This is a genomic window from Nonomuraea ferruginea (genome assembly GCF_039540635.1).
Classification (GTDB): domain Bacteria; phylum Actinomycetota; class Actinomycetes; order Streptosporangiales; family Streptosporangiaceae; genus Nonomuraea; species Nonomuraea ferruginea.
On record NZ_BAABFD010000027.1, the window covers coordinates 112,185 to 119,639 of the forward strand.

Annotated in this window: 5 protein-coding genes; all 5 read left to right on the forward strand. The window is 67.3% G+C overall.

What is annotated here, in order from left to right:
- Positions 1-81: 81 nt before the first annotated feature.
- The 5 genes from tig to ABD999_RS38600 all read left to right on the forward strand — a co-directional run bounded on the left by tig (position 82) and on the right by ABD999_RS38600 (position 7,017).
- Positions 82-1,464: a trigger factor gene (tig, locus tag ABD999_RS38580; RefSeq protein WP_148029962.1), complete on the forward strand. Its 1,383-nt coding sequence runs from the start codon at positions 82-84 to the stop codon at positions 1,462-1,464.
- A 183-nt stretch (positions 1,465-1,647) separates the two neighbouring features.
- Positions 1,648-2,280, forward strand: coding sequence for a ClpP family protease (locus ABD999_RS38585; protein WP_148029963.1), 633 nt, complete (start codon positions 1,648-1,650; stop codon positions 2,278-2,280).
- 9 nt (positions 2,281-2,289) lie between these two features.
- Positions 2,290-2,913, forward strand: coding sequence for an ATP-dependent Clp protease proteolytic subunit (locus ABD999_RS38590; RefSeq protein ID WP_148029964.1), 624 nt, complete (start codon positions 2,290-2,292; stop codon positions 2,911-2,913).
- Positions 2,914-3,089: 176 nt separating this feature from the next.
- Positions 3,090-4,373, forward strand: a complete 1,284-nt coding sequence (clpX, locus tag ABD999_RS38595) for an ATP-dependent Clp protease ATP-binding subunit ClpX (protein WP_148029965.1) — start codon at positions 3,090-3,092, stop codon at positions 4,371-4,373.
- A 70-nt stretch (positions 4,374-4,443) separates the two neighbouring features.
- The gene (locus ABD999_RS38600) at positions 4,444-7,017 is read left to right on the forward strand and encodes a valine--tRNA ligase (RefSeq protein ID WP_271278641.1); all 2,574 of its coding nucleotides are present in this window, start codon (positions 4,444-4,446) and stop codon (positions 7,015-7,017) included.
- Positions 7,018-7,455 lie beyond the last annotated feature (438 nt).

The window sequence follows — 7,455 nt, forward strand, 5'->3', positions numbered from 1 at the left end:
CGATTACGTGGGCGCGGCGCGCGAGCCGTACCGAATGGACGCGCCTGCGAACACTCGAAGCTTGATCAAGGAGACCACCCCGTGAAGACCGCTGTCGAGGAGCTCAGCCCGACCCGGGTGAAGCTCACTGTCGAGGTGCCGTTCGACGAGCTGCGCCCGAGCATGGATGCGGCGTACAAGAAGGTCGCGCAGCAGGTGCGGGTCCCCGGGTTCCGCCCTGGCAAGGTCCCGGCGCGCATCATCGAGCAGCGCTTCGGCCGGGCGGTCGTCCTGGAGGAGACCCTCAACGAAGCGGTGCCCAAGCTCTACGGCCAGGCCGTCGACGAGGTCGACGTGTTCCCGGTCAGCCAGCCGGACATCGAGGTCACGAAGATCGAGGACGGTGAGCAGATCGAGTTCACCGCTGAGGTCGACATCCGTCCCAACTTCGACGTCCCCGACTACCAGGGCGTCGAGATCACCGTCGACTCCGCCGAGGTCGCCGACTCCGACGTCGACGAGCAGCTCGACGCGCTCCGCCAGCGTTTCGCCACGCTGACCGGCGTCGAGCGCCCGGCCGCCGTCGGCGACTACGTCGTCATGGACCTGCGGGCCGAGATCGACGGCGAGAACATCGAGGAGCAGCAGGCCAGCGAGGTCTCCTACGAGGTGGGCGCCGGTTCCGTGCTCCAGGGCCTCGACGACGCCCTCGTGGGCATGTCCGCCGACGAGGAGAAGAGCTTCCGCACCGAGCTCGTCGGCGGTGAGAACGCCGGCCAGGAGGCCGACGTCATCATCAACGTCAAGTCGGTCAAGGAGAAGGTGCTTCCGGAGCTCGACGACGAGTTCGCGCAGCTCGCCAGCGAGTTCGACACGCTCGACGAGCTCAAGGGCAGCATCCGCGAGCAGGTCCGCCGCACCAAGCTCATCGACCAGGTGGTGCAGGCCCGTGACAAGGCGCTCGACACGCTCCTGGAGAAGATCGACGTCCCGATCCCCGAGAGCGCGCTCAAGGCCGAGATCGACGCCCGCAAGCACAACCTCGAGCACCAGATCGCCGAGAGCGGCCTGAGCCGCGACGCCTACTTCCGGCTCTACCAGACGACCGAGGAGGAGCGCTTCGCCGAGTTCGAGACCGCCTCGGCCCGCGCCATCAAGGTCGGCTTCGTGCTCGACAAGATCGTCAAGGCGGAGGAGCTCGGCGTCTCCGAGCAGGAGCTGACCAACTTCGTGGTCCGCCGCGCCATGGAGATGGGCGTCCAGCCCAACCAGCTGGCCCAGCACCTCGCCGACAACGACCAGCTGACGCTGGCCATGGTCGAGATCGTCCGCGACAAGGCCAAGGCCGTGCTCGGCGATGCCGCCAAAGTCGTCGACAGCGAGGGCGGCGAGGTCGACCTCAAGGCCATCTACACCGAGATCAACGGCGAAGAGGCCTCCGAGGAGCCGGCTGAGGAGTCCGAGGAGCAGAAGGCCGAGGCGTAGCCACGCACACGCCCGTCCGGAGCCTCCGGCCGGCCCGATGTCGCGGGCGGGCCGGAGGCTTCGTGCGTTCCCGGCGGCATGCGCCGTCAGCGAACACCCCGTGGACCGGGCATGACCTGTGGGCGGCGCGCGTTAGGGTCACAAGCAAAGCCCATCGATTACGACGCATCGGAAGGTGAAGCTGTGAGCAGCCCGCCGACCTTCTTCCAGCCTGAGTCGCGAGGCCGTGAAAACGGCTCGGCCTTCCGGCTTGAGGATCAGCTTTACCAGCGCCTGCTGCGCGAGCGCATCATCGTGCTCGGTCAGGAGGTCAACGACGAGATCGCCAACCGGATCTGCGCCGAGCTGCTGCTCCTGGCCGCTGACGATCCGGAGCGCGACATCACTCTCTACATCAACTCGCCGGGCGGCTCGGTCAGCGCCGGCATGGCGATCTACGACATGATGGAATACGTGCCCAACGACGTCTCCACGGTCGTCATGGGCATGGCCGCCTCGATGGGGCAGTTCCTGCTGTCGGCGGGCGCCAGGGGCAAGCGCTACTCGCTGCCGCACGCGCGGGTCATGATGCACCAGCCGTCCGGCGGCATCGGCGGCACGGCTGCCGACATCGCCATCCAGGCCGAGCAGATGCTCTACGTGAAGAAGATGCTGGCCGAGCGGATCGCCGCCCACACCGGGCAGCCGCTCGAGGTCATCGAGCGCGACTCCGATCGCGACCGCTGGTTCACGGCCGACGAGGCCAAGGACTACGGCTTCATCGACCACGTCGTGCGCAGCGCTCGGCAGGTGCCCTCGCAGGGCCCCGTCTCCTAGGGGGAGCAAGTGAACATCCAGAGCCGTTACGTTCTCCCCTCCTTCGTCGAACGCACGTCCTACGGCGTGAAGGAGATGAACCCGTACAACAAGCTCTTCGAGGACCGCATCATCTTCCTCGGAGTGCAGATCGACGACGCGTCGGCCAACGACGTCATGGCCCAGCTGCTGACGCTGGAGTCGCTCGATCCCGACCGTGACATCAGCATCTACATCAACTCGCCCGGCGGGTCCTTCACCGCCATGACGGCGATCTACGACACGATGCAGTTCGTCCGGCCGGAAATCCAGACCGTCTGCCTCGGCCAGGCCGCCTCCGCCGCGGCTGTGCTGCTGGCCGGCGGCACGCCGGGCAAGCGGTTCGCGCTGCCCAACGCCCGGATGCTGATCCACCAGCCGTCCACCGAGGGCGGCGGCCAGGGCAGCGACATCGAGATCCAGGCCAGGGAGATCCTCCGCATGCGCTCGCTCCTCGAGGAGATCGTGGCGCGGCATGCCGGACGGTCCGCCGCCGAGGTCCGAAAGGACATCGAACGCGACAAAATTCTCAACGCCGATGAGGCGAAGGCGTATGGTCTGATCGATGACATAATCCCGTCCAGGAAGAAGCGAGCTCAGCCCGTAGCTTCCTAGACGAGACGTGAGGCACCGGAGCGCTGCCCAAGAGGGCACGTTCCGGTGCGACTCGCCGCTAGGGGGCTCACTGAGGGCCCAGAAGACGGTAACGTCGAAACCTGAGCGGTTCGGACCGGGTCCGGAGGATACGGATCGCGGAGAGCAGGGCGGTCCCACGCAAAGGAGTATCTGGGGTGGCACGCATCGGCGACGGGGGAGACCTGCTGAAGTGCTCGTTCTGTGGAAAGAGCCAGAAGCAAGTCAAGAAGCTCATCGCCGGTCCAGGCGTCTACATCTGCGATGAGTGCATCGATCTCTGCAACGAGATCATCGAGGAGGAGCTCTCCGAGTCCTCCGAGCTCAAGTGGGACAACCTGCCCAAGCCGAGGGAGATCTACGAGTTCCTCGACGCCTACGTCATCGGTCAGGACAAGGCGAAGAAGGCGCTCTCGGTGGCGGTCTACAACCACTACAAGCGGGTGCAGTCCGGCGACCGGGGCAGAGACGACGGCCTTGAGCTGGCCAAGAGCAACATCTTGCTGCTCGGACCGACAGGCTCGGGCAAGACGCTGCTCGCGCAGACCCTGGCGAAGATGCTCAACGTGCCCTTCGCCATCGCCGACGCGACGGCCCTCACCGAGGCCGGCTACGTCGGCGAGGATGTCGAGAACATCCTTCTGAAGCTCATCCAGGCCGCCGACTACGACGTCAAGAAGGCCGAGACCGGCATCATCTACATCGACGAGGTCGACAAGATCGCCCGCAAGAGCGAAAACCCGTCGATAACGCGTGACGTCTCCGGCGAGGGCGTCCAGCAGGCGCTGCTGAAGATCCTCGAAGGCACGACGGCCTCGGTGCCGCCGCAGGGCGGCCGCAAGCACCCGCACCAGGAGTTCATCCAGATCGACACCACCAACGTGCTGTTCATCTGCGGTGGCGCGTTCGCCGGCCTCGAAAAGATCATCGAGTCGCGGGTCGGCCAGAAGGGCATCGGCTTCAACGCCATCATCCGGTCGAAGGAAGAGGCCGACACGGCCGACATCTTCGCCGACGTGATGCCCGAGGACCTGCTGAAGTTCGGCATGATCCCCGAGTTCGTCGGGCGCCTGCCGGTCATCACCTCGGTCCACAACCTCGACCGCGAGGCCCTCATCCAGATCCTCACCGAGCCGCGCAACGCCCTGGTCAAGCAGTACCGCAAGCTGCTCGAACTCGACGGGGTGGAGCTGGAGTTCACCGACGGCGCCCTGGAGGCCATCGCCGACCAGGCCATCCTGCGCGGCACCGGCGCCCGCGGGTTGCGCGCGATCCTGGAGGAGGTGCTCCAGTCCGTCATGTACGAGGTGCCTTCCAGGCAGGACGTCGCCCGGGTCGTCATCACCCGCGAGTCCGTGCTCGAACACGCGATCCCGACCCTCGTACCCCGCGACCAGCTCGCCGCCAAGCAGCAACGCACTCCACGAGAGAAGTCGGCCTGAGCCTCCCAGGCAAGGCCAGCGCCCCGTGGACACCCTCCATGGGGCGTTTCCCTTTCCCGTCTCCCTAGAATTGGTCACCGTGACAACGCCAGAGCTGCCCACCCAGTACACCCCGGCCGACGTCGAGACCCGCAGCTACGAGCGATGGGTAACCGAAGGCTACTTCCACGCCGACCCGGGCAGCTCGCGCACGCCTTACAGCATCGTCCTGCCGCCGCCCAACGTCACCGGCTCGCTCCACATCGGCCACGCGCTCGACCACTCGGTCCAGGACGCGCTGACCCGCCGCGCCCGGATGCGCGGCCACGAGACGCTCTGGCTGCCCGGCATGGACCACGCCGGCATCGCCACCCAGAACGTCGTCGAGCGTGAGCTCGCCAAGCAGGGCATGTCCCGCCACGACCTGGGCCGCGAGGCGTTCGTCGAGCGGGTCTGGGAGTGGAAGGAAGAGTCCGGCGGCAAGATCCTCGGCCAGATGCGCAAGCTCGGCGACGGCGTCGACTGGTCGCGCGAGCGCTTCACCATGGACGAGGGCCTCTCGCGGGCCGTCCTCACCATGTTCAAGAAGCTGTACGACGACGGGCTGGTCTACCGCGCCGAGCGCATCATCAACTGGTGCCCGCGCTGCCTGACGGCGCTGTCCGACATCGAGGTGGAGCACAGCGAGGACGACGGCGAGCTGGTCTCGATCCGCTACTCCGACGAGATCGTGGTGGCCACCACCCGGGCCGAGACGATGCTCGGCGACACCGCCGTGGCCGTCCACCCGTCCGACGAGCGCTACGCGCACCTCGTCGGCACGACCGTCGAGCTGCCGCTGACCGGCCGCCGCATCCCCGTCGTGGCCGACGAGCACGTCGACCCCGAGTTCGGCACCGGCGCGGTCAAGGTCACCCCCGCCCACGACCCCAACGACTTCGAGATCGGCCGCCGCCACTCGCTGCCGTCCATGACCGTCATGGACGAGCGCGGCGTCATCACCGCCCACGGCCCGTTCCAGGGCCTCGACCGGTTCGAGGCGCGCCCGGCCGTGGTCGCCGCGCTGCGCGCCGAGGGCCGCATCGTCGAGGAGAAGCGCCCGTACGTCCACTCGGTCGGCCACTGCTCGCGCTGCAAGACCGTGGTCGAGCCGAGGCTGTCGCTGCAGTGGTTCGTCAACGTGGGCCCGCTGGCCAAGGAGGCCGGCGACGCGGTGCGTGACGGCCGCACCAGCATCCACCCGCCGGAGATGGCCAAGCGCTACTTCGACTGGGTCGACGACATGCACGACTGGTGCATCTCCCGCCAGCTCTGGTGGGGCCACCGCATCCCGGTCTGGTACGGCCCCAACGGCGAGGTCGTCTGCGTCGGTCCCGACGAGACCCCGCCCGAGGGCTACATCCAGGACCCTGACGTCCTCGACACCTGGTTCTCCTCCGGGCTGTGGCCGTTCTCCACCCTGGGCTGGCCCGAGCGCACCCCCGAGCTGGAGCGCTTCTACCCGACCTCCGTCCTGGTGACGGGCTACGACATCCTGTTCTTCTGGGTCGCCCGGATGATGATGTTCGGCCTGTACGCGATGGACGGCGAGCCGCCGTTCCGCGTCGTCGCCCTGCACGGCATGGTTCGCGACCAGTACGGCAAGAAGATGTCGAAGTCGTTCGGCAACGTCGTCGACCCGCTCGACTGGATCGAGCGCTTCGGCGCCGACGCCACCCGCTTCACGCTCCTGCGCGGCGCCAACCCCGGCGCCGACGTGGCGATCAGCGAGGAATGGGCGGCCGGCTCGCGCAACTTCTGCAACAAGATCTGGAACGCGACCCGCTTCGCGCTGATGAACGGCGCCGCCGTGGGCCCGCTCGACGACGCCCAGCTCACCGCGGCGGACCGGTGGATCCTCTCCCGGCTGCAGAGCGTCATCACGGCGGCCGACGCCGCCCTTGAGGACTACGAGTTCGCCAAGGCCTCCGAGCTGCTCTACCACTTCGCCTGGGACGAGGTCTGCGACTGGTACCTGGAGCTGGCCAAGATCCAGCTCGGTGAGGGCCTCGACCACACCCGGCTGGTGCTCGGCCAGGTGCTCGACGCGCTGCTGCGGCTGCTCCATCCGCTGGTGCCGTTCGTCTCCGAGGAGCTGTGGCGGGCCTTGACCGGCGCCGAGTCCATCGTCGTCGCCCCCTGGCCCCAGGCCGACCCCCGCTACGCCGATCCGCGGGCGGAGGCGGAGGTCGCCGCCCTCCAGGAGGTCGTCACGGAGGTCCGCAGGTTCCGCTCCGACCAGGGTCTCAAGCCCGGCCAGAAGGTGGCCGCCAGGTTGGGGCTGGCCGGCAGCGCCGTGGAGCGGCAGGAGGCGGCGATCCGCTCGCTGCTCCGCCTCACCGAGCCGGCCGAGACGTTCTCGGCGACGGCCCGGCTGACCGTGGGCGGCGTGACCGTGGAGATCGACACCGCCGGCGCCATCGACGTGGCCGCCGAGCGCAAGCGCCTGGAGAAGGACCTCGCGGTCGCGCGCAAGGAGGCTGCTCAGGCGGCCGCCAAGCTGGGCAACGAGCAGTTCATGGCCAAGGCGCCCGACGAGGTCGTGGCAAAGGTCCGGGCGCGTGCCGACCAGGCCGAGGCCGACATCGCGCGCCTCGAAGGGCAGCTCGCCGCTCTGGGGGTTTGAGCCATACGGACGGGGGGAAGGCCTATTCGTTACCGAGAACAGGTCTTCCGACCCCGCAGGGGCTGCTAGAGTTTTCTGTGTGGGGCGGAGCTCGCCCCGACAACCCAACTGATGGCCCGGGGCTTCCGGTCTGGTTCGATGCGCGTCATTGGACAGAGGCTGAAAGTTCAGGTAAGTTAGAAGGGTTGCCTCGGAAGAGGCGTCCGGAAGATCCCGGAATCAGGCGGTTTGCGAAAATCGTCCGGATCTGGTAAACTTCGGAAGACGAAACGAATGAACGCCTCTTCGGCGGGGGTCGCTGGTCGGGTCTCGCCGGGGTGTACGCGTCCGTTTCTTGAGAACTCAACAGTGTGTTAAAAGCCAGTGCATGATGCACAACCCCGTCATGTATTTCTGTGACGGATTCCTTTTTGGTTGGGATTCAAATTCATTTTATGG